A 26,030-nucleotide genomic window follows, 5' to 3' on the forward strand; every position below is an offset into this window, starting at 1 on the left:
AGTGGACGCGCCACACGATCACTCCATTGACTTCATGGACCTCGAAGATCCCCGCTACGCCTACATGTTCGGCTTTCTGCAGGCCGACGGGCACATGTACGCAGGCCACGGCCAAAGGGGCAAGCTGAGCGTAGAGATCAGCTACCGGGACATCGACATACTCCGCGCCTTCCAAGGGTTGTGCCCCTATAGCAGCACGATCAGTGAGCGGACGAGGGCAACGAATTTCTCGGGGGAGCACCGGTCCGCGATCTGGACCGTCTGTGCCCTGGAGGCAAGAAGCCGCCTCGTCGAGCTTGGGTTCCCCTACGGAAAGAAGTCCGCCACCATCGCTCCGCCCCGCGTTCCGTTCTCGCAGCCGGACTACCTGCGGGGCGTCGTTGACGCGGACGGGTCCGTGGGCTTCACGGCCCACGGCCTGCCCTTCGTCAGCCTCACCACAGCGAGCACCGCGATCGCCACGTACTTTTGCCGCTACATGAAACTGACGCTCGGCATATCACGAGTGCCGGGGCGGAATGCCCGCGACCGCGTTTACAACATCATGTACGCGCGCGAGAGCGGGGTGGCCCTCGCCGGGCACCTGTACTACCCCGGGAGCCTGGCACTGGAGCGTAAGCGTTCAGCGGCGACGGAGGTGGGCGCCTGGGTCCGTCCGGCACACATGGGCCCACTGCGGCCGCGACGCAGTTGGACTCAGGCAGAGGACCGAGTCCTGCTACAAGCTCCTGCTCTCGCCCGGGCGGCAGAGCAGCTCGGAAGGTCGCGGAGCTCCTGCCAAGTCCGCCGTTGGCGCCTGCTTCAGGGCCAGTCCCCCCTGCCCGACTGACCCGGTTCAACCCTTGACGCAGATGACCTGCTTGAGCTTGGCGACGACCGCGACCAGGTCCCGCTGCTGGTCGATGACCTGCTCGATCGGCTTGTAGGCGGCCGGGATCTCGTCCACCACGCCGGAGTCCTTGCGGCACTCCACGCCCCGCGTCTGCTCCTCCAGGTCCCGCGTGGAGAAGCGCTTCTTCGCGGCGTTGCGGCTCATCCGGCGGCCTGCGCCGTGCGAGGCGGAGTTGAAGGAGTCGGCGTTGCCGAGGCCCTTCACGATGTACGAGCCGGTGCCCATGGAGCCCGGGATGATGCCGAACTCGCCGCTGCCCGCGCGGATCGCGCCCTTGCGGGTGACGAGCAGGTCCATGCCCTCGTAGCGCTCCTCGGCCACGTAGTTGTGGTGGCAGGAGATGACGGGCTCGAAGGTCACCTTGGCCTTCTTGAACTCCCTGCGGACGACGTCCTGGAAGAGGCCCATCATGATCTCGCGGTTGTGCTTCGCGTACTCCTGCGCCCAGAACAGGTCGTGCCGGTAGGCCGCCATCTGCGGGGTGTCCGCGACGAAGACGGCGAGGTCCCGGTCGATCAGGCCCTGGTTGTGCGGGAGCTTCTGGGCCTGCCCGATGTGGTACTCGGCCAGCTCCTTGCCGATGTTCCGGGAGCCGGAGTGCAGCATCAGCCAGACAGATCCCTGGCTATCGATGCAAAGTTCGCAGAAGTGATTTCCGGATCCGAGCGTTCCCATCTGCTTCATGGCCCGCTCCCGACGGAACTTGACCGCGTCCGCGACGCCGTCGAACCGGCCCCAGAAGTCGTCCCAGCCCGCCGTCGCGAAGCCGTGCAGCCGCCCCGGGTCCACCGGGGAGTCGTGCATCCCCCGGCCCACCGGAATCGCCTGCTCGATCTTCGACCGCAGCCGCGACAGGTCCCCCGGCAGGTCGTTCGCCGTCAGCGACGTCTTGACCGCCGACATCCCGCAGCCGATGTCCACGCCGACCGCCGCCGGGCATACCGCGCCCCGCATCGCGATCACCGAGCCGACCGTCGCCCCCTTGCCGAAGTGCACGTCCGGCATCACCGCGAGGCCCTTGATCCACGGCAGGGTGGCGACGTTGCGCAGCTGCTGCATGGCGACGTCCTCGACCGCGGCCGGGTCGGCCCACATGCGGATGGGTACCCGGGCGCCGGGCACCTCGGTGTACGACATGATTCTCCTCATTCCCCCGTAAAACACAGTAAACGCAAAAGCCGGACGTATCACCTGATTCTCGACAAGGAACCGGCGGACGCGGCGGCGCGTGCGGTACACATTGTGTCCGGCCGCCACCTTGTGGCGGCAACCAGTTTTCCGGTGAAGGGAGCCACGGACAGTGCAGCGAAGGGCGTACGCACCAGCCGCCGCACTGGCCGCGGCGGTGCTCACCACGGCGCTCGCCGGGTGCAGCGGGGATTCCGCTTCCGGTGCCGGCGGCGATGACTCCAAGCCCGGTCAGCTCGGCGCCTCCGCCTCCGGCGGCGCGCCGGGGAAGTACCACAGCCTCCCCGAGCCCTGCGGCTCCGTCAGCCCCGCCACGCTGCGGCGCATGCTGCCCGGCGCTGAGGACGAGAGCGAGGAGGAGGCCGAGCGGCGCTACCGCGGCCAGGCCACCATCACCTACGACACCGACCGCCGCGTCGGCTGCCGCTGGAAGCTGGAGACCCCCGAGGGGACCCGGCATCTGACGGTCGACTTCGAGCGGGTCGTCTCGTACCAGACCGACCTCAGCGACGAGGACCGGGCGCGGCAGCTGTACGTGCGGCTGGCCACGGCCGCGCACATCCCGGTCGCCGCCTCCGCCTCGCCCTCGTCGGCCACGAGCCCGAGCACCGGTGCGTCGGCGGGCACCAAGCCCCAGGGCGGGGCCGGCGCGAAGAAGCAGGGTGCCCCCGCGTCCGGGTCGCCCACCCCGTCGGCCACCGGCGGCTCCACCGCCCCGGGCGGTGCCGGCGGCAAGGGGACCGACACCGACCTCGCGCCGCGCGCCCTGGACGACCCCGGTGACGACGCGTTCGTCGACGACGAGCTGGCCACCACCGGCACCGGTGTGCACCGTGACATCAAGGTCGTCTTCCGGTCCTCCAACGTCCTGGTGACCATCACGTACGACCAGTGGTCGACCGACAAGGCGCACATCCCCAGCAGCGCGGATCTGCAGGGCAGGGCCCAGGCCCTGGCCCGTGAGATCGACGCGGGGCACTTCGGCAATTAGCACGGCGAGTACCGCCCCATTTCGACCGCCGCCCCGCGTCGGCCGCGTACCGTGCCGTCTGGACACGGGCGGAGCACCACCGCCCCACGAGCAACTCGAAGCCCTCGACACCGAACGAGCGAAGGACCCATGCACCGACGAACAGCCCCGCGACTCGCCCGAATCCTCGCCTGCGCCGCAGTACCGGTGATGCTCGTCGCCACCGGCTGCTCGTCGGACGACGACAAGAAGGAAACGACGCCCAGCAAGGCGCCGACCGCGAACGCGACGCCCACGCTCAAGCCCGCGGCGTTCGCCAAGCTGCCCGAGGCCTGCAAGACCGTCCCGGCGAAGACGATCGAGAAGCTGGTGGCCAAGGCGGACCCCAAGGAGGGCAAGGCCCTCCCCGCCAGCGACACCAACGACTCGGCCAGTTGCTTCTACAGCGGTCTGGACGACGAGGACGTCAAGGATCTGCAGTACCGCTCCCTGACGGTCTCGCTCAAGCGCTTCGCCTCCGACCCGACGCTCGGCTCCGGCGAGAAGCGCGCCCAGGCGTTCCTGGCGCAGCAGGCGACCAAGGCGACCACGTCCGACGGCGCGAAGAACGCGAAGACCGAGAAGGCCGGCGGGATCGGTGACGAGGCGACCACGGTCACCTCGGACTCCAAGAAGGACGACAACGACTTCAAGAACGTCACCGTCATCGCCCGGACCGCCAACGTCGTGGTCACCGTGAAGTACAGCGGCGCCGGCTACGAGGGCGCGAAGTCGCCCGACGTGGGCGACATGACGAAGGACGCGCAGGGCGCGACCAAGGAGGCCGTCACCTCGGTCGCCGACGCGAACAAGAAGTAGCGCACGCGAAGCAGGCGGCAGGCGCATACGGCGAAGGGCCGCCGCCCGGTGGAAACCGGGCGGCGGCCCTTCGGCCGTCGTAGGGGTTACGCCCCGAGCAGCTTGCGCACCCGGTCCGCCCCCACCGCGAGCAGCAGCGTGGGCAGGCGCGGGCCGGTGTCACGGCTCACGAGCAGCTGGTAGAGCAGCGCGAAGAACGAGCGCTGCGCGACCTTGAGCTCCGGCGTGGGCTTGGCGTCCGGCTCCAGGCCGGCCTGGACCTTCGGCACGCCGTAGACGAGCGTGGTCAGCCCGTCGAGCGACCAGTGGTCGTCCAGCCCGGCGATCAGCAGCCGCAGCGACTCGCGGGCCTGGTCGTCCAGGGCGGCGAGGGTCTCGGTGTCGGGCTCGGCGCGGACGATCGTGCGGGACTCGGCCGGGACCTGGGTGTTGATCCAGTGCTCGGCCCGGTCGAGCCGGGGGCGGGTCTCGTCCAGCGAGGTGACCGGGTTCGCGGGGTCGAGGTCGCTGAGGATCCGCAGGGTCTGCTCGTCGTGGCCGCCGGTGATGTCGACGACCGAGGCGAGCGTGCGGTACGGCAGCGGGCGCGGGGTGCGCGGCAGCTCACCGGCGGCCGTGCGCGCGGCCCGGGCGTGCGCGGCGGCGTCGGCGGGCAGGGCGGTGCCGTCGGCGACCTTGGCCTCCAGCTTGTCCCACTCGTCGTAGAGCCGCTGGATCTCCTGGTCGAAGGCGATCTTGAAGGACTGGTTGGGCTTGCGGCGCGCGTACAGCCAGCGCAGCAGCGGGGCCTCCATGATCTTCAGCGCGTCGCCCGGGGTGGGGACGCCGCCCTTGGAGGAGGACATCTTGGCCATGCCGCTGATGCCGACGAAGGCGTACATCGGGCCGATCGGCTGCTCGCCGCCGAAGACCTTGCGGACGATCTGGCCGCCGACGACGAAGGAGGAGCCGGGCGAGGAGTGGTCGACGCCGGAGGGCTCGAAGATCACGCCTTCGTAGGCCCAGCGCATCGGCCAGTCGACCTTCCAGACCAGCTTGCCGCGGTTGAACTCGCTGAGCAGCACGGTCTCGGAGTGCCCGCACACGCAGGTGTAGGCGAGCTCGGTGGTCTCGTCGTCGTACGCGGTGACGGTGGTGAGGTCCTTCTCGCACGCGCCGCAGTACGGCTTGTACGGGAAGTAGCCCGCGCCGGAGCCGCTACCGTCGTCCTCGGCGGCCGCGCCGGAGCCCTCGGCGGCCTCCAGCTCGGCCTCGTCGAGGGGCTTCTGCTGCTTCTGCTGCGGCTTCTTGGCGGCCGCGGCGGGGTCCTTCTTCGTCCGGTACTGGTCGAGGACGGCGTCGATGTCACCGCGGTGCTTCATCGCGTGCAGGATCTGCTCGCGGTAGACACCGGAGGTGTACTGCTCGGTCTGGCTGATCGGGTCGTATTCGACGCCGAGCTCGGCCAGGGCCTCGACCATGGCGGCCTTGAAGTGCTCGGCCCAGTTCGGGTACGCCGAGCCGGCCGGGGCGGGCACCGAGGTCAGGGGCTTGCCGATGTGGTCGGCCCAGGAGTCGTCGATACCGGGGACGCCGTTCGGCACCTTGCGGTAACGGTCGTAGTCGTCCCAGGAGATCAGGTGCCGGACCTCGTGGCCGCGGCGGCGGATCTCGTCCGCGACGAGGTGCGGCGTCATGACCTCACGCAGGTTGCCCAGGTGGATCGGGCCGGAGGGGCTGAGGCCCGAAGCGACGACGATCGGTTTGCCCGGGGCGCGGCGCTCACCCTCGGCAATGACCTCGTCGGCGAAACGGGAGACCCAGTCGGCCTCGGTGCTCTGAGCCACGTGCGGCACTTCCTTCCTTGTGGTCCTGGCATGACCATTGTCCCAGACGGAAGGGGGCGCTTCGGGGTTGCTCGCGGCCGGGCGAAATACCATCCCGGTCCGCGAGGGGCGCGTGGGATACTCGGTCGTATCGAAAATGCCCTCTACCGGAACGGCACCCACCCCATGGCATCGGTTCCTTCCCTCGCTTCCTCGCTCGACCGGCGCATCGCGGACGCCCTTTCGGCAGCACTGCCGGAGGCCGGTGCCGCCGACCCGCTGCTGCGACGAAGTGACCGGGCCGACTTCCAGGCCAACGGGATGCTGGCGCTCGCCAAGAAGCTCAAGGGCAACCCGCGGGAGCTCGCGGCGAAGGTCGTCGAGCAGTTGCCGGCCGGTGAGCTGATCAAGGACGTCGAGGTCTCGGGCCCCGGCTTCCTGAACATCACGATCACGGACGAGGCGATCGTGAGGACGCTCGCCGAGCGTGCCGCCGACGACCGTCTCGGCGTGCCGTTCGCGGAGCACCCGGGCACCACGGTCATCGACTACGCCCAGCCGAACGTGGCCAAGGAGATGCACGTCGGCCACCTGCGCAATTCGGTGATCGGCGACGCGGTCGTGCGGATCCTGGAGTTCTCCGGCGAGAAGGTCGTGCGTCGGCACCACATCGGCGACTGGGGCACCCAGTTCGGCATGCTCATCCAGTACCTGATCGAGCACCCGCACGAGCTGGACCACAAGGGGGGCGAGGTCTCCGGTGAGGAGGCCATGTCGTCGCTCAACCGGCTGTACAAGGCGTCGCGGACGCTCTTCGACTCCGACGAGGAGTTCAAGGCCCGTGCCCGGCGCCGGGTGGTCGACCTCCAGGCCGGTGACGAGGAGACCCTCGCGCTGTGGCAGCGGTTCGTCGACGAGTCGAAGATCTACTTCTACTCGGTCTTCGACAAGCTCGACGTGGAGATCCGCGACGAGGACATCGTCGGCGAGTCCGGTTACAACGACATGCTCGCCGAGACCTGCCGGCTGCTGGAGGAGTCCGGTGTCGCCGTCCGTTCCAACGGCGCGCTGTGCGTCTTCTTCGACGACGTCAAGGGCCCGGACGGCAAGCCCTCTCCGCTGATCGTCCAGAAGTCCGACGGCGGCTTCGGTTATGCGGCCACGGACCTGTCCGCGATCCGCGACCGGGTGGGCAACCTCCAGGCCGACACCCTGCTGTACGTGGTGGACGCGCGGCAGTCCCTGCACTTCAAGATGGTCTTCGAGACCGCCCGCCGGGCCGGCTGGCTGACCGAGGGCACCAAGGCCGTCCAGCTCGGTTTCGGCACGGTACTCGGCAAGGACGGCAAGCCGTTCAAGACCCGTGAGGGCGAGACGGTCCGGCTGGTCGACCTGCTCGACGAGGCGATCGACCGGGCGACGGCGGTCGTCCGGGAGAAGGCCCGGGACCTGACCGAGGAGCAGATCGCCGAGCGGGGTGCCCAGGTCGGTATCGGCGCGGTGAAGTACGCGGACCTGTCGACGTCGGTCTCCCGGGACTACAAGTTCGACCTGGACCAGATGGTGTCGCTCAACGGCGACACGAGCGTCTACCTCCAGTACGCCTTCGCGCGGATCCAGTCGATCCTCCGCAAGGCGGGCGAGGCCCGGCCGGTGGCCCACCCGGAGCTGGCGCTGGCCCCGGCCGAGCGCGCGCTGGGCATGCACCTGGACCAGTTCGGGGAGATCCTCGCCGAGGTCACGGCCTCGTACGAGCCGCACAAGCTGGCCGGTTACCTGTACCAGCTGGCGTCGCACCTCACGACGTTCTACGACCAGTGCCCGGTCGTGAAGGCCGAGACCCCGCAGCAGGTCGAGAACCGTCTCTTCCTCTGCGACCTGACGGCCCGCACCCTGCGTCAGGGCATGTCGCTCCTGGGCATCCGGACGCCCGAGCAGCTGTAGTCGGGCGCGGGGCGGGGCCCCTTTCGCGGGCGTCCCGTACGTCACGGGAATTCGCGGAAGTGAGCCCTACCCCGCTCCCAGTTCGAACCAGATCAACTTGCCCGACAGCCCCTGCGGTTGGCCGCGCAGCTCGAAGCCGCCCCAGCTGTCGGCGCACATGCGTACGAGCCCCAGCCCCCGCCCCTGCTCGGCGTCCACCTCGGGCAGCGCCGCCAGATCCAGCCGGGGAAGCCGGGGGTTGGTGTCCCACACGGCCACCCGCACCCGGTCGCCGTCCTGCTTGACCCGCACCGACGCGGGGCCGTCGGAGTAGCGGTAGGCGTTGGTGACCAGTTCCGAGGTCAGCAGTTCGGCGGTGTCGGCCAGTTCCGGGAAGCCGTGCTCCTCGAAGATCGTGCGGAGCGTACGGCGGGCGATGCAGGGCGCCATGGGGTCGGCGGGCACCTGGAGCGTGTACTCCCAGTCGTCGGTGAGTTCGGGATCGGTACTCATGCACGCCTCCGGACAGTAAGCGATGTGCTACACACCGTAAGGAAGGCAGTGCCCCGGTTTCCAGGCGGGAATGCGTGAACGCCCCCGAAACCGGGAACGACGAGGGCGGCGTCCCCCTTGGGGGGACGCCGCCCTCGGTGTGTTCGCGTACGAACGGCAGCCGGGCTACAGCTGCCGGGCGACCTCGGTGGCCCAGTACGTGAGGATCATGTTGGCGCCCGCCCGCTTGATGCCGGTGAGCGACTCCATGATGGCCCGGTCGCGGTCGATCCAGCCGTTGGCCGCGGCGGCCTCGACCATCGCGTACTCACCGCTGATCTGGTAGGCGGCGACGGGGACGTCCACCGACTCGGCGACCTTGGCGAGGATGTCGAGATAGGGCAGGGCCGGCTTGACCATGACCATGTCGGCGCCCTCGGCGAGGTCGAGCGACAGCTCGCGCAGCGACTCACGGACGTTGGCCGGGTCCTGCTGGTACGTCTTGCGGTCGCCCTGGAGCGAGGAGCCGACGGCCTCCCGGAAGGGGCCGTAGAACGCGGAGGCGTACTTCGCGGTGTAGGCGAGGACCGAGACGTCCTCGTGGCCGGTCTGGTCCAGCGCGTCACGGATGACACCGACCTGGCCGTCCATCATGCCGCTGGGGCCGACCACATGGACGCCCGCGTCGGCCTGGACCTGCGCCATCTCGGCGTAGCGCTCCAGCGTCGCGTCGTTGTCCACACGGCCCTCGGAGTCGAGGACCCCGCAGTGGCCGTGGTCGGTGTACTCGTCGAGGCACAGGTCGGACATGATGACGAGCTCGTCGCCGACCTCGGCCTTCACATCGCGGATGGCGACCTGGAGGATGCCGTCGGGGTCGGTGCCGGCGGTACCGGCCGCGTCCTTCTTGGCGTCCTCGGGCACGCCGAAGAGCATGATGCCGGCGACGCCGGCCTCACGTGCCTCGACGGCCGCCTTCCGCAGGGTGTCGCGGGTGTGCTGGACGACGCCCGGCATGGCGGAGATCGGCACCGGCTCGCCGATGCCCTCCCGCACGAAGGCGGGAAGGATCAGCTCTGCCGGGTGCAGCCGGGTCTCCGCGACCATGCGGCGCATGGCCGGGGTGGTCCGCAGCCGCCGGGGGCGCGCCCCGGGGAAGGTTCCGTACGTGCTCAACTCCGTGCCCTTCTACGCGATCCGGGCCGCCGCTCGCTCGGGCGGGTGACCGGGTCGCCGGCCTCCAGGGCCGCGTCGCGCCGGGCCGCACCGAAGTCCGCGAGCGCCTCGGCCAGCTTGTGCACCGAGGGCTCGGGCGACAGCACGTCCACCCGCAGGCCGTGCTCCTCCGCGGTCTTCGCGGTGGCGGGACCGATGCAGGCGATGACGGTGACATTGTGCGGCTTGCCGGCGATGCCGACCAAGTTCCGCACGGTGGAGGAGGAGGTGAACAGCACGGCGTCGAAGCCGCCGCCCTTGATCGCCTCGCGGGTCTCGGCCGGCGGCGGCGAGGCCCGGACGGTGCGGTAGGCGGTGACGTCGTCGACCTCCCAGCCCAGCTCGATCAGGCCGGCCACCAGGGTCTCGGTGGCGATGTCGGCGCGCGGCAGGAAGACGCGGTCGATCGGGTCGAAGACCGGGTCGTAGGGCGGCCAGTCCTCCAGCAGACCGGCGGCCGACTGCTCGCCGCTGGGCACGAGGTCGGGCTTCACACCGAACTCGATCAGCGACTTGGCGGTCTGCTCGCCGACGGCCGCGACCTTGATGCCGGCGAAGGCACGCGCGTCGAGCCCGTACTCCTCGAACTTCTCGCGCACCGCCTTCACGGCGTTGACGGAGGTGAAGGCGATCCACTCGTAGCGGCCGGTGACCAGGCCCTTGACCGCGCGCTCCATCTGCTGCGGAGTGCGCGGCGGCTCGACCGCGATGGTCGGGACCTCGCTGGGCACGGCGCCGTACGAACGGAGCTGGTCGGAGAGCGAGGCGGCCTGCTCCTTGGTCCGCGGGACGAGGACGTTCCAGCCGAAGAGCGGCTTGGACTCGAACCACGAGAGCCGGTCGCGCTGCGCGGCCGCGCTGCGCTCACCGACCACGGCTATGACCGGCTGCCCGCCGTCCGGGGACGGCAGCACCTTGGCGGCCTTGAGCACCTGCGCCAGGGATCCGAGGGTCGCGGTCCAGGTGCGCTGGCGGGTGGTCGTGCCGGCGACGGTGACGGTGAGCGGGGTGTCGGGCTTGCGCCCGGCGGAGACCAGCTCACCGGCGGCCGCGACGACCGAGTCGAGGGTGGTGGAGACGACGGCGGTCACCTCGCTCGCGCCGACCTCGGACCAGCAGGTGTCCGAGGCGGTGCGGGCGTCGAGGAACCGCACGTCGGCGCCCTTGCCGTCGCGCAGCGGGACACCGGCGTAGGCGGGCACGCCGACGGCCGTGGCGACGCCCGGCACCACCTCGAAGGTGATGCCCTCGTTCGCGCAGGCCAGCATCTCGTCGGCGGCGTTGCCGTCGAGGCCGGGGTCGCCGAGGACGGCACGGACGACCCGCTTGCCGCCGCGCGCGGCCGTCATGACAAGATTGGCGGTGTCCCTAAGGACGGGGATGTCGGCGGTTTTTGATGCCTCATCAGTAACCGTCTGGGCAGGCATGTCCACATGGGCGCGCGCATGCGCACGCACCACGTCGAGCACCTGCGGATCGGCGATCAGGACGTCAGCGGTCGCAAGTGCCTCCACGGCGCGCAGCGTCAGCAGTCCCGGGTCTCCGGGGCCGGCACCGAGGAAGGTGACGTGCCCGTGCACGGGGTGGATCGGGGCGGTGGGGTTCAAAGTGCTCGCTCCCCCATAAGACCGGCCGCACCCTTGTCGAGCATCTCGGCTGCGAGTTCGCGCCCGAGGGCCACGGCTTCTTCGCTGGACGACGGTACGGGACCAGTGGTGGACAGCTGCACCAACGTCGAGCCGTCGGTCGAGCCGACGACGCCGCGCAGGCGCATTTCAGTGACAATCTGCCCGTCGGCCAACAGGTCGGCCAGCGCACCCACAGGTGCGGAGCAGCCGGCCTCCAGGGCGGCGAGCAGGGAACGCTCGGCGGTCACGGCGACCCGGGTGTACGGGTCGTCGAGCTCGGCGAGCTGTGCCGCGAGGGCCGTGCCGTGCACCTGGTGCACCGCAAGGCACTCGATGGCCAGTGCCCCCTGACCGGGGGCGGGCAGGACCGCGTCGGCGTCCAGGAACTGGGTCGCCTCCCCGATCCGGCCGATGCGGGTGAGACCTGCGGCGGCGAGGACGACTGCGTCCAGCTCGCCGTCGGTCACAAAACCGACGCGGGTGTCGATGTTGCCGCGGATCGGCACGGTCTCGATCTCGAGTCCGTGCGACCGCGCCCACGCGTTGAGCTGCGCCATGCGGCGCGGCGATCCGGTGCCGATCCGTGCCACCCCGTTCCGGGAGGACGCCGGGAGGGTCTCGAGGGTCAGCCCGTCACGGGCGACCAGGACGTCCCGGGGGTCCTCGCGGGCCGGGATCGCGGCCAGGACGAGGTCGTCCGGCTGCGCGGTCGGCAGGTCCTTGAGGGAATGCACGGCGAAGTCGATCTCGTGGGCGAGCAGCGCGTCACGCAGCGCGGAGACGAAGACTCCGGTGCCGCCGATCTGCGCGAGATGCTCCCGCGAGACATCGCCGTACGTCGTGATCTCGACCAGCTCGACCGGTCGCCCGGTGAGCTGGTGGACGGCTTCCGCCACCTGGCCGGACTGGGCCATGGCGAGCTTGCTGCGGCGGGTACCGAGGCGCAGCGGCCGCTGGTCGGACACGGCGCCGTGCGGGCCGGGCGCGCCGACGGTGCTGTGCGCACCGGCCGCGGCCTTGCCACAGGCGGCCGTGGAGGGGGTGTCGTTCATGCCGGCTCCCGTCCGGGGTCGCGCGAGTCGGCCCGGCTGACGGCGGCGACCGCCTGCGGGTCGAGATCGAAGAGTTCCCGCAGGGCGTCGGCGTAGCCGGCGCCACCAGGGGTCGAGGCCAGCTCCTTGACCCGCACGGTGGGCGCGTGCAGGAGCTTGTCGACGACGCGCCGCACGGTCTGCGTGATCTCCGCGCGCTGCTTGTCGTCGAGGTCGGGCAGGCGGCCGTCGAGCCGGGCGATCTCGCCCGCGACGACGTCCGCGGCCATGGTGCGCAGGGCGACCACGGTGGGCGTGATGTGCGCGGCCCGCTGGGCGGCGCCGAAGGCGGCGACCTCGTCGGAGACGATGGACCGCACCTGGTCGACATCGGCGGCCATGGGCGCGTCGGCGGAGGCCTCGGCGAGCGACTCGATGTCGACGAGGCGGACGCCGTCGACCCGGTGCGCGGCGCCGTCGATGTCACGGGGCATCGCGAGGTCGAGGAGCGCGAGGACGACGCCGTCGGCCGGGGCGTCCGGGCCGCTCTCGCAGGTCTCGTCGACGGCGCAGAGCGCGCCCGTGTGGCCGGCGTCCGTGCGGGCGGCGAGGGCCAGGCGTATGGCGTCGGCCGTCAGCACCAGGCCCGTCGCACCGGTGCAGGAGACGACGATGTCCGCGCGGGACAGCTCGTCCGCCACGGCACTCATCTCCACGGCGGAGGCCGTGAAGCCGCCGCGGGCGGCGGGGCCCGCGGGCTCGGTGAGGATCGCGGCGAGGCGCCGCGCCCGCTCGACCGTGCGGTTGGCGACGGCCACGTGGGCCACGCCCGCGCGCGCGAGGGTCGCGGCGGCGAGGGAGGACATGGAGCCGGCGCCGATGACGAGGGCGCGCTTGCCCGCGGCCCAGTCGGCGACGGGCGTGTCGCGGGCGAGCTGCTCCAGACCGAAGGTCACCAGCGACTGGCCGGCCTTGTCGATGCCGGTCTCGCTGTGGGCGCGCTTGCCGACGCGCAGGGCCTGCTGGAAGAGGTCGTTGAGCAGGCGGCCCGCGGTGTGCAGCTCCTGGCCGAGGGCGAGGGCGTCCTTGATCTGGCCGAGGATCTGCCCTTCGCCGACGACCATCGAGTCCAGCCCGCAGGCCACCGAGAAGAGGTGGTGGACGGCCCGGTCCTCGTAGTGCACGTAGAGGTGGGGGGTCAGGTCGTCCAGGCCGACGCCCGTGTGCAGGGCGAGCAGCGTGGACAGCTCGGCGACACCGGCGTGGAACTTGTCCACGTCGGCGTAGAGCTCGATGCGGTTGCACGTGGCGAGCACGGTCGCCTCGGTGGCGGGCTCCGCCGCCAGCGTGTCGTGCAACAGCTTGGCCTGTGCGTCCGCCGCGAGGGCGGCGCGCTCCAGCACGCTGACGGGCGCGCTGCGGTGGCTCAGACCGACGACGAGCAGGCTCATGCTCCACCCTCGCTTCGCTCGGGCAGGCCTGCGTCCCGGACGCGCCGTGCGTTGGCTCGCTCGCTCATGCCGGCATCACGGCGGGGACATCCCCGTCCGGTCCCTTTCGGCCGCCGCCGGCCGTGCGCGGCACGCGGGGCGGCGTGGCGGCGGCGGTCTGCGCGGCGTCCTCGCCGGCCTTGCGCTGCTCGTGGAAGGCGAGGATCTGCAGCTCGATCGAGAGGTCGACCTTGCGGACGTCCACGCCTTCGGGCACGGAGAGGACCGTGGGCGCGAAGTTGAGGATCGAGGTGACCCCGGCCGCGACGAGCCGGTCGCAGACCTGCTGCGCGGCACCCGCGGGGGTGGCGATGACGCCGATGGAGACGCCGTTGTCCGTGATGATCGCTTCGAGTTCGTCGGTGTGCCGCACGGGCAGCCCGGCGACCGGCTTGCCGGCCATGGCCGGGTCGGCGTCGATCAGCGCCGCGACCCGGAAGCCGCGGGAGGCGAAGCCGCCGTAGTTGGCCAGGGCGGCGCCGAGGTTTCCGATGCCGACGATGACGACCGGCCAGTCCTGGGTGAGGCCGAGCTCCCGCGAGATCTGGTAGACGAGGTACTCGACGTCGTAGCCGACACCGCGGGTGCCGTACGAGCCGAGGTAGCTGAAGTCCTTGCGCAGCTTGGCGGAGTTGACCCCCGCCGCGGTCGCGAGCTCCTCGGAGGAGACCGTGGGGACCGAACGCTCGGAGAGCGCGGTCAGCGCACGCAGGTACAGCGGAAGCCGGGCGACGGTGGCCTCGGGAATCCCTCGGCTTCGGGTCGCCGGTCGGTGAGTTCGGCCAGTTGCCACGGTGCTCCTGCGGGTAGAGCGGGGCTGCGGGCGGCGCCTTGTCCCAGGACCGCCCCGTCGAACGCAGGCTATGCCTTTGTGAACGCGTGCACAAAGATGGTGTCCGCTTTGTCCGGGCAAAGTGACCGGCGTCACGCGGTGTTTCGGCCCGGTCCGGGAACCATTGCCCGCACCATCGCGACCGCCACACCGATCACTCCCGTACCAGGGGTGCGTCGACGGGGACACGGGCGCTCACTCCTCATCGCCATACCCCCGGACACCAACAAATCGCCACATGATGGTAGTCGACTCAGGCACCCAAATGAGCCGTCGAGCCGGGGCGCCCTTCCAGGCACAATGGCCGCATGAGCCCGCTGCTGCGCCGAAACGCCCGCAAGAACCCCGCCGACAGCACGGTGACGCTGATCGGCAAGCCCGGCTGCCACCTGTGCGACGACGCGGAGGCGGTGATCGCCGAGATCTGCGGCGAGCTGGGCGCCCGCTGGGAGAAGAAGGACATCACCGAGGACGAGGAGCTGTACCGCAAGTACTGGGAGCAGATCCCGGTGATCCTCGTCGACGGCGCGCAGCACGACTTCTGGCGGGTGAACCCGGCGCGGCTGCGGAAGGCCCTCGGCGGCTGACCCCGCCCCGCGCGGGGCCTCGCGGCCATTCCCCGCGCGGAGAGTAACGAACACGTCCCGTGAAGTTCACGTCACTGAATCGTTCCGGCTCCGGTTACCCCGAACAAACTGGCTATGCTCCCGACATGGCCGCACTGGGATGGATCACTCCGCGCAGGCGCTCCGCCACCGCACGCAGCGTGCTGGCCGGCGAGGCCGCGGCGGAGGCAGCCCGCAAGTCCGCGCAGGAGAACGCGCAGGAGAACGCGGACGGGACCGCCGCGCAGGCCGAGCGGCGGCCACCCGCCCCGGAGAAGCCCGCCGAGCCCGAATTCCCCGTCGCCGGCGATGTACGGGCCGCTGCCTTCTTCGATCTCGACAACACCGTCATGCAGGGCGCCGCCCTCTTCCACTTCGGCCGCGGCCTCTATAAACGGCACTTCTTCCAGAAGCGCGAGCTGGCCCGCTTCGCCTGGCAGCAGGCGTGGTTCCGGCTGGCGGGCGTCGAGGACCCCGAGCACATGCAGGACGCGCGTGACAGCGCCCTGTCCATCGTCAAGGGCCACCGGGTCTCGGAGCTGATGTCCATCGGCGAGGAGATCTACGACGAGTACATGGCCGAGCGCATCTGGCCGGGCACCCGGGCGCTGGCCCAGGCCCATCTCGACGCGGGCCAGAAGGTGTGGCTGGTGACCGCCGCGCCCGTCGAGACCGCGACCATCATCGCCCGCAGGCTGGGCCTGACCGGCGCGCTCGGCACGGTCGCCGAGTCCGTCGGCGGCGTCTACACGGGCAAGCTCGTCGGCGAGCCGCTGCACGGCCCCGCCAAGGCCGAGGCGGTACGGGCGCTCGCCGCGGCCGAGGGCCTGGACCTCTCCCGCTGCGCGGCGTACAGCGACTCCGCCAACGACATCCCGATGCTCTCGATCGTCGGCTACCCCTACGCCGTGAACCCGGACAGCCGGCTGCGCAAGCACGCGCGGGAGCGCGGCTGGCGGCTGCGCGACTACCGGACGGGCCGCAAGGCGGCCAAGGTCGGCATCCCGGCCGCGGCCGCCGCGGGCGCCCTGGCGGGCGGCGCGGCCGCGGCCGTCGCCCTGCACCGCCGCCGCCACTGACGCGCCCGGCCGCGAGCCGGTCGCGGGATCACACGGACCGGCCCCTGACCGATCGGGGGTCGGCCTCCGACCGATCGGGGACCGCTCCCCGCACCGCCTTCCCCCGTGCGGGCGTCACCCCCGCCGCCGTTGCCGCCCGTATTCGGCCACCTGTGCCGAACGGGCGGCAACAGGGCGTAACCGAAGGTGACCCACAGGCAATCCTGTTGTCATACCCCCACACGGCCCCCGACAGTCCTTCCGTGTCCGGATTGCCACAACACGCTGCCCAATCGGCCACACATGCGCCCCATAACGTCAACTTCCGTTCACAGTTCGATATTTGATCGAGCGTCAATCGGTAAGAGATCGAACGGAAACGATGATTTGAGCAACTCGGTGTAGCGCTGCCTGTACGAAGCGTTATTCTCCTCAGACGCAAACCGGTACCCCCTTGTCCCTACGACGAGTGAACGGTCCCGCACTGCACGTGATGGAAGCTCTGCCTCTGGGAGTCCCGTGTACCCACACGTCGGGGTTGACGCCTCGGGCCTGGCTACGCTGCGCGCAACGGTCCTCGACCGTCTGCGCGGCTTCGTCCCCACCGCGTACGCCGTCCCCGCCTTCGCCACACCCGTCCCCGCCGGCCCCTGCTACGCCCTCGCCGAGGGCAGTGCGGCGGTCGGCAGACGCGCCCGCCGCGGCGCCGGCGCCGGTACGTCCACTACGACCCGCCGCCCGAGTGCCGACAGCGACAGCGCCCGCATGCTCGACCTGGTCGAGCGCGCCCAGGCCGGCGAGGCCGAAGCCTTCGGCCGCCTCTACGACCAGTACGCCGACACCGTCTACCGCTACATCTACTACCGCGTGGGCGGCCGGGCCACGGCCGAGGACCTCACCAGTGAGACGTTCCTGCGCGCCCTGCGCCGCATCGGCACGTTCACCTGGCAGGGCCGCGACTTCGGGGCCTGGCTGGTGACCATCGCGCGCAATCTGGTCGCCGACCACTTCAAGTCGTCGCGGTTCCGGCTCGAGGTGACCACCGGCGAGATGCTCGACGCCAATGAGGTCGAGCGCAGCCCCGAGGACTCCGTCCTGGAGTCCCTCTCCAACGCCGCCCTCCTGGAGGCGGTGCGCAAGCTCAACCCACAGCAGCAGGAGTGCGTCACCCTGCGCTTCCTCCAGGGGCTGTCCGTCGCCGAGACCGCCCGCGTGATGGGGAAGAACGAGGGCGCCATCAAGACTCTCCAGTACCGGGCCGTGCGCACGTTGGCCCGGCTCCTCCCGGACGACGCGCGCTGACCCTGTGCACCCGTTCACTCACCAGCGGTCACATCGCCCCGATCGCGTAACCCCACTGTGGAACCGCTCGTTGTGCGGGATGCAGACTCCCTGCCGTCACGCCATGCCCGTAGCGACTCACTCGATCGAGTGGATGCGCTCAAGGCGTGCAACCCTCCAGGTTTCAGGGGAGTCGACCGTCATGACGAGAGGAGGTGCCGCCTGTGATCGCGAACGTTTCGGCGCACCGGCGGGCGAACGCCTTCGCCCAGGCCCTGGAGGACCAGGAACTCCAGGGCGCGGCGGCCGCACAGCCCGGCCCATCGGTGGACCACACCGAGCAGGGGAAGTTGCTGGCCTTGGCGAGCGGGCTCGGAGAGCTGCCCGCACCCGAGTTGGATCCCGAGGTCAGGACCGTGCAGCGGGCGCAGCTGATCGCTGCCATGGAGTCCCACTTCGCCGGTGAAGCGGCCACGGTCCCCGAGCCCCGCACGGGCGCGGCGGGCGGCCGGACCGCGGGCAAGGGCACCCACCGGGCCGGCCCGCTGAGCCGGCTCAAGCCACGCTCCCGCTGGTCCAAGGGGCTCGCCGCCGGCGGGCTCACGGTGGGCGTGGCGGCGGGCGCGTTCGGCGGCGTGGCCGCGGCGAGTTCCAACGCCCTGCCCGGCGATTCGCTCTACGGGCTCAAGCGCGGCATCGAGGATCTCCGGCTCGGTCTGACCGACGACGAGGCCGACCGCGGCAGCCTGTTCCTCGACCGGGCCTCGACCCGGCTGTTCGAGGCCAACCGCCTCATGGAGCGCGGGCGGAGGGGCCACCTCGACCACGAGTCCCTGGGCGAGATCCGCAAGACCCTCTCCGGCATGACCCACGACGCCTCGGAGGGCCACCGCCTGCTCCACAAGGCCTACGAGCGGGACGGCTCGCTCGGCGCCATCCAGCGACTGTCCTCCTTCGCCTCCTCGCACCGCGAGGGCTGGAGCCAGCTGCGCGACAAGCTGCCCCTCCAGTTGCACGACGTGGGCGACCAGGTCAGCTCGGTCTTCGCCGCCATAGACGACGAGGTCGGCCCGCTGCGCTCACTGCTGCCCACCACCCCGGGGGACAAGCACGACGCGCCAGGTGCCCCGCACACGCCCCGGCACGGCACCCCGGGAGGCGCGGGCCACTCCGCGCAGCCGCCGCAGGCGTCGTCCACCTCCGACGGCAAGCGCACGGGCGGCAAGCCCCGCTCTGCGTCCCCCGGCGGCCACGACGACCGCCAGGGCCTCCTCGGCGGCACGGGCCTGCTCCAGCCCCAGCCCAGCTCCGACAGCTCGGGATCGGCCAAGCAGCCCCAGCACGGCAAGGACGGCAAGCCGTCCAAGCAGCCGGACATCACCATCCCGCCCCTCCTCCCGGACATCCTCCCGGGCCTCGGCATCCACGGCGAGGACGCGAGCTAGGCGGCGGACACAGGCGGTCGGTGTTCTTCACTCGGACAGAGGCGCGGACACCGCCTCAGAAGAACACCGACCGCCACGCTTTGCCTCCGGCAGGGGCGAGACTGACCACCGCGGTTGGCCACCGGCCGCCGACCCCGGGGAGAACTCGCCGCCCGCAGGACGAACGCTAGAAGAACACCGACCGCCGCTGCACCAGCAGCTTGTACAGCGTGTGCTGAATCGTTTCGCGCACCTGGTCCGTCAGGTTGAACATCACCATCGGGTCGTCCGCCGCCTCCGGCGAATAGCCGTCCGTCGGGATCGGCTCGCCGAACTGGATCGTCCACTTCGTCGGCAGCGGCACCAGGCCGAGCGGCCCGAGCCAGGGGAACGTCGGCGTCAGCGGGAAGTACGGAATGCCGAGCAGCCGCGCCAGCGTCTTCGCGTTGCCGACCATCGGGTAGATCTCCTCCGCCCCGACGATCGAGCACGGCACGATCGGCGCCCCGGCCCGCAGCGCGGTGGAGACGAAACCGCCCCGCCCGAAGCGCTGCAGCTTGTACCGCTCCGAGAACGGCTTCCCCACCCCCTTGAAGCCCTCCGGCATCACGCCCACCAGCTCACCGCGCTCCAGCAGCTTCTGCGCGTCCTCGACACACGCGAGGGTGTGCCCGAACTTACGGGCCAGCTCGTTGACGACCGGCAGCATGAAGACGAGGTCCGCCGCGAGCATCCGCACATTGCGGTTGGCCGGGTGCTGGTCGTGGATCGCCATCTGGAGCATCAGACCGTCGACGGCGACCGTCCCGGAGTGGTTGGAGACGATCAGCGCCGCCCCCTTCTCCGGGATGTTCTCGATGCCCTTCACCTCGACCCGGAAGTACTTCTCGTAGAACGGGCGCAGCGCCGACATCAGGATCTGGTCGGTCAGCTCCTGGTCGTACCCGAAGTCGTCGACCTCGTACTCGCCCGTGACGCGGCGGCGCAGGAAGCTCAGCCCGTTGGCCAGCTTCCGGTCCCAGCCGCCGTCCGGCTCGCGCGGGCCCCCGGCCGGCTCCGCCCGCTCGGCCGTCCCGGAGGGTTCGTCACGCTGCGGCGGCACGGGCGCCAGCGGCACCGGAGGCTGGTTCGTGCGGGCGCGGCCCACCCGCTTGCCCTTCCGCTTCGACCGTGGCTCCTCGCCGAACGGGATGACCTTCGCATCCGCCATGGTGGCTGCGCTCCTCAGTTCTGGCCGCGGCCGGCAGGCAGGACCGCGGCGATCCGGTCGACGGTACGGGCGAGGGTCTCGGGCGGCAGCAGCCCCGTGCCGCGGCTGCGCGCGAAGTCCGCGAAGGCCTCAGCGGTGGTGTAGCGGGGGTGGAAGCCCAGTGTCTCGCGCATCTGGGTGGTCTGGACGACCCGCCCGTGGGTGAGCAGCCGGATCTGCTCGGGTGAGAAGTCCAGGACGCCGACCGAGCGCAGCGCTGAGCCGACCCAGGTGACGGTCGGCAGGAAGAAGGGGAGCGTGGGGCGCCCGAGACGCCTGGAGGCCTGTGAGAGCAGCAGCACGCCGTCGCCCGCGACATTGAACGTGCCGCTGTTGAGCGTGCCGCGGCGCGGCTCTCCGGCGGCGATCCGCAGCACCTCGATCGCGTCGTCCTCGTGCACGAACTGGAGCCTGGGGTCGAAGCCGAGGACGGTGGGCAGGACGGGCAGCGAGAAGTACTCGGCGAGCGGCGAGTCGGCACAGGGCCCGAGGATGTTGGCGAACCGCAGCACGCACACGGCCACGTCCGGCCTGCGGCGGGCGAAGCCGCGCACATAGCCCTCGACCTCGACGGCGTCCTTCGCGAAGCCGCCGCTGGGCAGCGATTTGGGCGTCGTGCTCTCGGTGAAGATCGCCGGGTCGCGGGGCGCGGAACCGTAGACGTTCGTACTGGACTTCACGACCAGCCGTCTGACGGACGGGGTCTTCTGGCAGGCACCGAGCAGCTGCATGGTGCCGATGACGTTGGTCTCCTTGACCGTGGCCCGGCTGCCGCTCTTGCCGAGCGGGGTGCCGTTGACGTCCATGTGGACGACCGTGTCGACGGCGTGTTCCGCGAGGACCCGGGCGATCGCGGGATGGCGGATGTCCGCCCGTAGGAATTCGGCCCCGCCGAGGTGGTGCTCGGGTGGCACCGCGTCCACCCCGATGACCCGGTCGACGTCGGGCTCGCGCTGGATTCTGCGGACGAACCGTCCGCCCAGTTGCCGTGCGACCCCGGTGACGAGCACGACCTTGCCCAAGATCAGCGCCTTCCCTTCCCACCCTGAAGCGACGAGCGGTGCTTGGCGGCAACCGTAGCGGCTCGTTGTTGCGCTGTGATGACCACCCGATCGCCCGGGCGATATTTCAAGCCGTAGCGATTGCTTTACTTACCGCAACGTAAGCGGGGCGCAGTCGGGCCCGGAAAGCACCGCAGCCCCCCCACCGTGGACCGGTGGAAGGGCTGCGGGACGATCACAGCGACGCTGCTTACTTCTTGTTGCGACGCTGAACGCGCGTGCGCTTGAGCAGCTTGCGGTGCTTCTTCTTGGCCATCCGCTTGCGCCGCTTCTTGATAACAGAGCCCACGACTACCCTCGCTTACATCGATTCACTCGGTGCGGGGCGTCCGAGCCCACACGACCTACATCGGGCCAGCCTACCCGGCACCGGGCGAACAGCGTAATCCGAGGTCATCGTTAGGCGGTTTCCACCCCCACATAGGACTCACGGAGGTACTCGTGCACCGCCTGCTCTGGGACCCGGAACGACCTACCCACCCGGATCGCCGGCAGATGACCACTGTGTACCAAGCGGTACACGGTCATCTTGGACACTCGCATCACCGCGGCGACTTCCGCCACGGTCAGGAACACGACCTCGTTGAGAGGCCTTTCGCCAGCAGCCATGACACACCTGAACCTTCCGCACATGACGCGCACCGGCTTCCCCTCCGGTGACTCCTCGTCGCTGCGCGCTCACTCCCCAGATTAGGGGCGTGTGATGCGAGTGGGGAAGAGGAGCAGCCATCGGCCGCCTACTGTGACAGACACGCTCGATTGAGTACATAGCGAGTAAGCGGTCGGTAGTAATCAGACCGCACAGCGTCATCAAGCGGAACGACCACGGACACCCGTCCCTCGGCCTCTCCGACGAAGGGCGCGGGGTCGTCCGAGTCGGCCAGGCCGATGGCCTCAAAACCCAGCTGACCTGCCGCGCAGACCCATCCGTGGTCCCCGATGACCAGGGCCGGAAGGGGCCCGCCGGAGTCCGCCGCAGCCCCCAGAGCGACCCGAACCGGCAGGGGAGAATGGGTATGCACGCCCGGCTCACTCCGGGGCGCTCGCGCGCCGGGTTCACGCATCAGCGCGACTCCCCTGACGTAGTCAAGGTTGTATGTGCGTACGCCGAACCGGGTCGTTATGTCGACACTTCGACCCTGCGCGGGGGTGAGGACACCGCATCCGGCCGCCGAGAGACCGGCGGCCAACGCGGCGTAGAAACCGAGGAGCCGGTGGGGGTGACCGGTGCCGATCAGCACCGGAGCGCCTGTCGCGGCCACCGTCGCGAGGCGATCGGCGAAGGCATCGAGTGCCGCGATCGTGCGATCAGGGTCAATCACATCCTGCCCCGAAGTGCGCGTGGGATCGGCCGAAACTCCGCACTTTTGACCCATCAGCTGTAACAACTCATCGAAGCACCAGTCGTATTCGGGCTCCAACCCGATCAACGCCCGTGGATCACGGGCCGCGAACATCCGGTACCGGCTCAGACTCCGCTCGCGGGTCGTGGCCACCGTGCCGGCCAGTCGGGCGACGAGCAGATGCGCGCGCAGGGCGTGGGGGCTCAACACGCTCCCGATGCTGGCGGACCGCCCCGCACCCCACCGCGATTCACCCCCGGCATCCCACGCGTGGGCTAACGAGGGCGGGCGCGGGGCGTTCTCACCCGACCGGGAAGCCCGGCTCCGACGCCATGGGCACCACCGTCGGAGGGGCGAGCTACGGCAGCAGGCCGTGCGCCGGGAACACCGTGCGACGTGTCGCCAGAATCGCCTGGTCGAGCCGGTCCGCGGGGTCGTACCCGGACGCCCCGAAGTCCCGCCACTCCGGTCGCAGCCCGTCCGTCATCCGCTGCGGCGCCAGCTGCCGGGTACGGGCGTACACCTCGTCCCGCCACTCCTGCGGCACCGCCGCCTCGGGGTCCACCGGCTGCCCCGCGGCGATCGCGACGAGATGGGTCCACGACCGCGGCACCACGTCCACCACCGCGTATCCACCGCCGCCCAGCGCGACCCACCGCCCGTCCGCGTACTCGTGCGCCAGCTCGTGACACGCCTCCATCACCAGCCGCTGCGCGTCCAGCGACACCGCGAGATGCGCGAGCGGATCGTCGAAGTGGGTGTCCGCGCCGTGCTGCGTCACCAGCACCTGCGGCCGGAACTCCGCCAGCAGCTCCGGCACCACGGCGTGGAAGGCCCGCAGCCACCCCCCGTCGCCCGTCCCCGCCGGAAGCGCGAGGTTCACCGCGCCGCCCTCGGCCCCCGGCCCGCCGCTCTCCGTCGGCCACCCGGTCCCCGGGAACAGCGTCCGGGGGTGCTCGTGCAGAGAGATCGTGAGCACCCGGGGGTCCTCCCAGAACGCCGCCTGGACCCCGTCTCCGTGGTGCACGTCCACATCCACGTACGCCACCCGCTCGGCCCCCAGCTCCAGCAGCCGCGCCACCGCCAGAGAGGCGTCGTTGTACACGCAGAAACCCGCGGCCGACCCCGGCATGGCGTGGTGCAGCCCACCGGTGAAGTTCACCGCGTGCAGCGCGTCCCCGCGCCACACCGCCTCGGCCGCGCCCACGGACTGCCCGGCGATCAACGCCGACGCCTCGTGCATCCCCGCGAACGCCGGATCGTCCTCGGTACCCAGCCCGTACGAGCCGTCGGCCGACCCCGGATCGGCCGACGCCCGCCGCACCGCCGCCACATAGTCCGGCCGGTGCACCAGTCGCAGCGTCGACTCCCCCGCGGGCTTGGCCGCCGCCAGACGGACCGCGCGGTCCAGCCCGAACGCCTCCACCAACCGCATGGTCAGCGCGAGCCGCACCGGATCCATCGGATGCCCGGGGCCGAAGTCATAGCCCGTTACTGCCTCGTCCCACATCAGTTGTGCGCGGCCGCTCATGGCGACACGGTATAGGGCGGTGCGCGGGGCCGAAGGCGCGGGCATACGGCACGGTCACGAGCACGAGCAGCAGCGGTACGAGCATGGCCCCACGGTGGCTCCACACCTCCCCGAGTGCCCCCACAAGCGGCGAACCCACCAGAAAACCCACATAGTTGAAGATATTCAGCCGCGCGACGGCGGCGTCCGACCCCTCCGGGCCGAGACGCTCGAAGGCGTGCCGGCCGCCCGCGGCGAAGGTCTGCGGCACGATCACACACAGCCCGAGCCCCAGCACCGTGAACCCCGCTATCCCCACCCACGCCCCCGGCGCCACGGCCACCACTCCGAAGCCCCCGGCCGCGATCACCGCCCCGGCCCGTACGACCCCGACCGGCCCGAAGCGCCGCACCCCGGCATCTCCGACGGCACGACCGAGCAAGGTCATTGCCATATACATGTTGTAGGGCACAGTGGACAGCTGCTCGGAACTCCCCAGGACGTCCTGGAGGTACTTGGCACTCCAGTTCGCCACCGTCGAGTCCCCTATATAGACGAAGGCCATCACCAGGCACAGGGGAAGCAGGAACCTCATGCCCGGGGTGGGAGGAGGGTCGGAGACCTCGACCTCGCCCTGGGCTCGCGGATTCCGCTGGTCCGTATGGTCCGCGTCCGCGTACCAACGGCTCGCCAGCAGCGCCGCGGGGGCGAGGAGGGCCATGAGCGGCCCGTACAGGACGATCAGCGACAGCCCCCAGTGGGCTCCCGCCCACGCGAGCGACGCCCCCACGATCCCGCCCAGGCTGTACGCGGCGTGGAAGCCGAGCATGATGCTGCGCCCGTACGCACGCTGCAGGCTCACGCCGAGCATGTTCATCGACGCGTCCAGCACCCCGACCGCCAGGCCGAAGACGGCGAGCAGGACCGCCACCTGCCCCAAGCCGTCACCGACGCCCACCGCGAGCAGGGCAAGGCACACGACGGGCTGCGCCCAGCGCAGTACGGCACCGGGCCGCACCCTCTTCACCAGGCGCTCGGTACCGATACTGCCGCATCCGGCGAGTATCGGAACAGCTGCGAGGAAGGCGGGTAACAGCCCGTCGGATATTCCGTGCCGGTCCTGGACCGCCGGTATTCGGGTCACAAGGAGCGCGAAAGCCACACCTTGGACGAAAAAGCTGATCGCGAGGGAAATTCGGCCATACCGCAAGCGCGCATCCGTCATGGCCCGGGAGCGTAGGACCTCCGGTGACCAGGGCACAGAGCGATCACACGAACGCACCCGTCCACATGGGTGAATCGTTCATGCGGCGAGTCGCCCGCCCGGCCGGAGTCCCGCGCCCCGGACGGCCTCCCGGGACGGCCTCCCGCTCGTCAGGCGAGCAGGCGCGGCAGTTCCGTCAGCTCTCCGAAGTACCCCTTGGCGCCGGGCAGCCGGTCGGCCGGCGTCATCGACGTGAACCCGTAGACGTCCATGCCCGCGGCATTCGCGGCCTGGGTGCCGAGGGGGGTGTCCTCGATGACGACGCAGCGCTCAGGCTCGACGCCCATCGAGCGGGCGGCGTGCAGGAACAGGTCGGGCGCCGGCTTCCCCTGACCGACGTCCTCCGCGCTGAAGATCCACTCGTCCTCGAACCACTCGTCCAGGCCCGTCCGCCGATGTCCGACACGGATCTTCTCGTGGACGCCGGAGGAGGCAACGCAGTACGCGACGCCCTCGGCGACCAGCCATTCCAGTACCTCGGTGACACCCTTCATCGGTTGGAGCTCCCGCTCGAACGCGGCGAAGGTGCGGGAATGCAGTGTCTCGTCGAAGTCCGCGGGAAGCTTCTGCCCGGTCCGCTCGAGCACGAGGTCGTGCACACGGTGGACGGCGCCGCCCATGTAGTCCCTAAGGGACTCCTCATAGCTGGTGGGGTGACCCAGCTCGGAGAGGTAGGCGGCGAGGACCGTGTTGGCGATCGGCTCGCTGTCGACGAGTACTCCGTCGTTGTCGAAGATGACGAGGTCATAGCGCATGACGTCACCCTAAACGCAAAAATGCCTCAGGCCCCGAGTGAAAACTCGGGGCCTGAGGCTGAAAAATTGTTCGGCGGCGTCCTACTCTCCCACACGGTCCCCCATGCAGTACCATCGGCGCTGAAAGGCTTAGCTTCCGGGTTCGGAATGTAACCG

The 26,030-nt window shown here is 70.5% G+C and carries 24 protein-coding genes and 1 rRNA gene; 8 read left to right on the plus strand and 17 right to left on the minus strand.

What is annotated here, in order from left to right; genetic code table 11:
- The first annotated feature begins 34 nt into the window (after positions 1–34).
- Positions 35–829 carry a hypothetical protein gene (locus ACZ53N_RS29305; protein WP_469143819.1) on the plus strand — a complete coding sequence of 265 codons (795 nt, stop codon included), beginning with the start codon at positions 35–37 and terminating at the stop codon, positions 827–829.
- Between the two features lie 6 nt (positions 830–835).
- Here ACZ53N_RS29305 and ACZ53N_RS29310 read toward each other — a convergent pair whose 3' ends face one another.
- Complete coding sequence (locus ACZ53N_RS29310) at positions 836–2,029, minus strand: RtcB family protein (protein ID WP_469143820.1); 1,194 nt, start codon at positions 2,027–2,029, stop codon at positions 836–838.
- A 163-nt stretch (positions 2,030–2,192) separates the two neighbouring features.
- On the opposite strand from ACZ53N_RS29310, the gene ACZ53N_RS29315 reads away from it, so the two are divergent.
- Positions 2,193–3,071: a hypothetical protein gene (locus ACZ53N_RS29315; protein ID WP_469143821.1), complete on the plus strand. Its 879-nt coding sequence runs from the start codon at positions 2,193–2,195 to the stop codon at positions 3,069–3,071.
- Positions 3,072–3,200: 129 nt separating this feature from the next.
- Positions 3,201–3,908: a hypothetical protein gene (locus tag ACZ53N_RS29320; RefSeq protein ID WP_469143822.1), complete on the plus strand. Its 708-nt coding sequence runs from the start codon at positions 3,201–3,203 to the stop codon at positions 3,906–3,908.
- An 86-nt stretch (positions 3,909–3,994) separates the two neighbouring features.
- On the opposite strand, the gene lysS is transcribed toward ACZ53N_RS29320, so the two are convergent.
- Positions 3,995–5,743 carry a lysine--tRNA ligase gene (gene lysS, locus ACZ53N_RS29325; protein ID WP_469143823.1) on the minus strand — a complete coding sequence of 583 codons (1,749 nt, stop codon included), beginning with the start codon at positions 5,741–5,743 and terminating at the stop codon, positions 3,995–3,997.
- Positions 5,744–5,899: 156 nt separating this feature from the next.
- Here lysS and argS point away from each other — a divergent pair, with 156 nt between their 5' ends.
- A complete protein-coding gene (gene argS / locus ACZ53N_RS29330) occupies positions 5,900–7,657 on the plus strand; it encodes an arginine--tRNA ligase (protein ID WP_469143824.1) in 1,758 nt (585 codons plus the stop codon).
- Between the two features lie 66 nt (positions 7,658–7,723).
- Here argS and ACZ53N_RS29335 read toward each other — a convergent pair whose 3' ends face one another.
- From ACZ53N_RS29335 to ACZ53N_RS29360, 6 genes are all read right to left on the minus strand, one after another.
- Positions 7,724–8,149, minus strand: a complete 426-nt coding sequence (locus ACZ53N_RS29335) for an ATP-binding protein (RefSeq protein WP_365378041.1) — start codon at positions 8,147–8,149, stop codon at positions 7,724–7,726.
- A 165-nt stretch (positions 8,150–8,314) separates the two neighbouring features.
- A complete protein-coding gene (hemB, locus tag ACZ53N_RS29340; RefSeq protein WP_469143825.1) occupies positions 8,315–9,304 on the minus strand; it encodes a porphobilinogen synthase in 990 nt (329 codons plus the stop codon).
- Complete coding sequence (locus ACZ53N_RS29345; RefSeq protein WP_184740388.1) at positions 9,301–10,950, minus strand: bifunctional uroporphyrinogen-III C-methyltransferase/uroporphyrinogen-III synthase; 1,650 nt, start codon at positions 10,948–10,950, stop codon at positions 9,301–9,303. The genes hemB and ACZ53N_RS29345 overlap by 4 nt, the downstream gene beginning before the upstream one ends.
- A complete protein-coding gene (gene hemC, locus ACZ53N_RS29350; RefSeq protein WP_469143840.1) occupies positions 10,947–11,936 on the minus strand; it encodes a hydroxymethylbilane synthase in 990 nt (329 codons plus the stop codon). Before hemC ends, ACZ53N_RS29345 begins: the two co-directional genes overlap by 4 nt.
- Positions 11,937–12,019: 83 nt before the next feature.
- Entirely contained in the window at positions 12,020–13,453 is a 1,434-nt protein-coding gene (locus tag ACZ53N_RS29355) for a glutamyl-tRNA reductase (RefSeq protein WP_469143826.1), read from the minus strand.
- Between the two features lie 64 nt (positions 13,454–13,517).
- Positions 13,518–14,285: a redox-sensing transcriptional repressor Rex gene (locus ACZ53N_RS29360; protein ID WP_385970658.1), complete on the minus strand. Its 768-nt coding sequence runs from the start codon at positions 14,283–14,285 to the stop codon at positions 13,518–13,520.
- A 347-nt stretch (positions 14,286–14,632) separates the two neighbouring features.
- Between ACZ53N_RS29360 and ACZ53N_RS29365 the strand changes: the two genes are divergently transcribed.
- The 4 genes from ACZ53N_RS29365 to ACZ53N_RS29380 all read left to right on the plus strand — a co-directional run bounded on the left by ACZ53N_RS29365 (position 14,633) and on the right by ACZ53N_RS29380 (position 18,713).
- The gene (locus ACZ53N_RS29365) at positions 14,633–14,911 is read left to right on the plus strand and encodes a glutaredoxin family protein (protein ID WP_130878856.1); all 279 of its coding nucleotides are present in this window, start codon (positions 14,633–14,635) and stop codon (positions 14,909–14,911) included.
- Positions 14,912–15,036: 125 nt separating this feature from the next.
- Positions 15,037–16,008 carry an HAD family hydrolase gene (locus tag ACZ53N_RS29370; protein ID WP_469143827.1) on the plus strand — a complete coding sequence of 324 codons (972 nt, stop codon included), beginning with the start codon at positions 15,037–15,039 and terminating at the stop codon, positions 16,006–16,008.
- Between the two features lie 498 nt (positions 16,009–16,506).
- On the plus strand, positions 16,507–17,289 hold the full coding sequence (locus tag ACZ53N_RS29375) for an ECF subfamily RNA polymerase sigma factor, BldN family (protein WP_362213011.1): 783 nt from the start codon (positions 16,507–16,509) through the stop codon (positions 17,287–17,289).
- 203 nt (positions 17,290–17,492) lie between these two features.
- Positions 17,493–18,713, plus strand: coding sequence for a DUF5667 domain-containing protein (locus ACZ53N_RS29380; protein WP_469143828.1), 1,221 nt, complete (start codon positions 17,493–17,495; stop codon positions 18,711–18,713).
- A gap of 166 nt (positions 18,714–18,879) precedes the next feature.
- Here the strand turns inward: ACZ53N_RS29380 and ACZ53N_RS29385 are convergent, their stop codons facing one another.
- The 9 genes from ACZ53N_RS29385 to rrf form a co-directional block, all read right to left on the minus strand.
- On the minus strand, positions 18,880–19,902 hold the full coding sequence (locus ACZ53N_RS29385; RefSeq protein WP_469143829.1) for a lysophospholipid acyltransferase family protein: 1,023 nt from the start codon (positions 19,900–19,902) through the stop codon (positions 18,880–18,882).
- Between the two features lie 14 nt (positions 19,903–19,916).
- Complete coding sequence (locus ACZ53N_RS29390; protein ID WP_469143830.1) at positions 19,917–20,963, minus strand: NAD-dependent epimerase/dehydratase family protein; 1,047 nt, start codon at positions 20,961–20,963, stop codon at positions 19,917–19,919.
- Between the two features lie 229 nt (positions 20,964–21,192).
- Positions 21,193–21,291, minus strand: a complete 99-nt coding sequence (locus tag ACZ53N_RS29395) for a 30S ribosomal protein bS22 (RefSeq protein WP_003948845.1) — start codon at positions 21,289–21,291, stop codon at positions 21,193–21,195.
- 110 nt (positions 21,292–21,401) lie between these two features.
- Positions 21,402–21,611 (minus strand): helix-turn-helix domain-containing protein, encoded by a 210-nt coding sequence (locus tag ACZ53N_RS29400; RefSeq protein ID WP_067299677.1) that lies wholly within the window; start codon positions 21,609–21,611, stop codon positions 21,402–21,404.
- A 128-nt stretch (positions 21,612–21,739) separates the two neighbouring features.
- A complete protein-coding gene (locus tag ACZ53N_RS29405; protein WP_469143831.1) occupies positions 21,740–22,555 on the minus strand; it encodes a phosphatase in 816 nt (271 codons plus the stop codon).
- Between the two features lie 148 nt (positions 22,556–22,703).
- Positions 22,704–23,876 (minus strand): acetoin utilization protein AcuC, encoded by a 1,173-nt coding sequence (locus ACZ53N_RS29410; RefSeq protein WP_469143832.1) that lies wholly within the window; start codon positions 23,874–23,876, stop codon positions 22,704–22,706.
- Entirely contained in the window at positions 23,827–25,080 is a 1,254-nt protein-coding gene (locus ACZ53N_RS29415; RefSeq protein ID WP_469143833.1) for an MFS transporter, read from the minus strand. The genes ACZ53N_RS29410 and ACZ53N_RS29415 overlap by 50 nt, the downstream gene beginning before the upstream one ends.
- Before the next feature lie 149 nt (positions 25,081–25,229).
- Positions 25,230–25,874: an HAD family hydrolase gene (locus ACZ53N_RS29420; RefSeq protein WP_469143834.1), complete on the minus strand. Its 645-nt coding sequence runs from the start codon at positions 25,872–25,874 to the stop codon at positions 25,230–25,232.
- Between the two features lie 68 nt (positions 25,875–25,942).
- Positions 25,943–26,030, minus strand: a 5S ribosomal RNA gene (gene rrf, locus ACZ53N_RS29425); the annotation flags it as partial.

This window comes from Streptomyces sp. NPDC033229, assembly GCF_055576875.1.

Bases quoted from the DNA above. Each gene is read 5' to 3' on its own strand.
- ACZ53N_RS29305 (WP_469143819.1), top strand. From the start codon at position 35: ATGGACCTCGAAGATCCCCGCTACGCCTACATGTTCGGCTTTCTGCAG.
- ACZ53N_RS29310 (WP_469143820.1), bottom strand. From the start codon at position 2,029: ATGTCGTACACCGAGGTGCCCGGCGCCCGGGTACCCATCCGCATGTGG.
- ACZ53N_RS29320 (WP_469143822.1), top strand. From the start codon at position 3,201: ATGCACCGACGAACAGCCCCGCGACTCGCCCGAATCCTCGCCTGCGCC.
- argS (WP_469143824.1), top strand. From the start codon at position 5,900: ATGGCATCGGTTCCTTCCCTCGCTTCCTCGCTCGACCGGCGCATCGCG.
- ACZ53N_RS29335 (WP_365378041.1), bottom strand. From the start codon at position 8,149: ATGAGTACCGATCCCGAACTCACCGACGACTGGGAGTACACGCTCCAG.
- ACZ53N_RS29355 (WP_469143826.1), bottom strand. From the start codon at position 13,453: ATGAGCCTGCTCGTCGTCGGTCTGAGCCACCGCAGCGCGCCCGTCAGC.
- ACZ53N_RS29365 (WP_130878856.1), top strand. From the start codon at position 14,633: ATGAGCCCGCTGCTGCGCCGAAACGCCCGCAAGAACCCCGCCGACAGC.
- ACZ53N_RS29370 (WP_469143827.1), top strand. From the start codon at position 15,037: ATGGCCGCACTGGGATGGATCACTCCGCGCAGGCGCTCCGCCACCGCA.
- ACZ53N_RS29385 (WP_469143829.1), bottom strand. From the start codon at position 19,902: ATGGCGGATGCGAAGGTCATCCCGTTCGGCGAGGAGCCACGGTCGAAG.
- ACZ53N_RS29400 (WP_067299677.1), bottom strand. From the start codon at position 21,611: ATGGCTGCTGGCGAAAGGCCTCTCAACGAGGTCGTGTTCCTGACCGTG.
- ACZ53N_RS29410 (WP_469143832.1), bottom strand. From the start codon at position 23,876: ATGAGCGGCCGCGCACAACTGATGTGGGACGAGGCAGTAACGGGCTAT.
- ACZ53N_RS29415 (WP_469143833.1), bottom strand. From the start codon at position 25,080: ATGACGGATGCGCGCTTGCGGTATGGCCGAATTTCCCTCGCGATCAGC.
- ACZ53N_RS29420 (WP_469143834.1), bottom strand. From the start codon at position 25,874: ATGCGCTATGACCTCGTCATCTTCGACAACGACGGAGTACTCGTCGAC.